Annotated in this window: 1 protein-coding gene; it reads right to left on the bottom strand. The window is 71.8% G+C overall.

The features are described 5' to 3' along the window. Positions 1 to 461: helix-turn-helix transcriptional regulator (locus ACSNOC_RS27775; protein ID WP_436750335.1), on the bottom strand; the 461-nt coding region annotated here is incomplete at its 3' end. Positions 462 to 1,110: the final 649 nt, after the last annotated feature.

The raw sequence follows: 1,110 nt of genomic DNA, 5'->3' as shown, positions 1-1,110 counted from the left end.
GCGGGAGGCGGGAGGTGGGAGATCTCCTTGGCGATGGCGTGGGAGACGGCCGCGTCGGCCTCTTGGCGGATGCCGGGGTGATCCGCGAGGTAGGCGTCCAGTGCGTCCCGGGCCTGGGTGAGGGCGAGGCTCGCCAGGTGGACCTGGCGGTACTTGCGGCGGATGTCCTCGACCAGCTCCATGGCGCGGGCGTGGGCGGCCAGCCCTGGTGGGCCGACGAGGTTCTCCAGGGAGATGCCGAGGACCTCGGCGAAGCCGATCGCCTCGTCGAGGTTGACGCGCCGCTTGCGGTTCTCGATGCGCCACACCGCGGACGGGTTGATCTCGTAGCCGGCCGCGTTCAGACGGTCGGAGAGGGTGTTGGTGCCCCAGCCGCGAGCCTCGCGCTCCAGCTTGATCCGGACGGCGAGGTTCTCCTCGCCGCTGAGTGGCGACGGCTCATCGCCTGCCGCGTCGCCCATCAGACAACCTCCTTCCTCAGGTAGCGGGCCCCTGCCTAGGGCAGGGCGGGGTGCGACTGTAGCACGATTCTGCGGTTCGCACTGAACCCCTGCGTGACGCAGAGAATGTGGCATGGTGGGACGCCGACCACCGCCGACATGCGAAAAGCCCCCGGCGCTGCGAACACCGGGGGCTCAGGCAGAAACCTCACGACCGCCCATCCCTGAACGATCACAACCGGACCGGCCGGGGTTGCCGCCCCGAATGCCGACTGGGTGAGGAGTTTCCGTGACTCAGCCTACGACGCCCCAGGGCGCCCCCGCACCGCCTCCGGCGACCGACCGGCCGCCCGCAGCGGTCCCGTACCGCCCCGGCGATCCGGCGGACCGCGAGAGCGGACCGGTGTCCGAGCCGCGGACCGGTCCGCGAGGCGAGCGCTCGCCCGTCCCACGGCCAGCGGACCGAGCTACGCGTTGCGCGGACCGCCGTCCGGAGGGCGCGGACCGGTCCCCGCTGCCGTCCGCATCCGCGCGCTCCGGTCCGTCCGTTGCGGACCGGGACGGGACCGGGGACGGTCCGCAGGGCGCTGAGCTGCTAGTGTCCTGAGTCGGAGATTCGTCGTTGGTCGGGTGTGACGCGACCTGGACCGAGGATTCCGCCGTTGACGCT

Source organism: Streptomyces sp. URMC 129 (assembly GCF_051386415.1).
GTDB lineage: Bacteria > Actinomycetota > Actinomycetes > Streptomycetales > Streptomycetaceae > Streptomyces.
The sequence above is the reverse complement of the archived record's forward strand: the minus strand, read 5'-3'. Positions and strand labels throughout refer to the sequence as shown.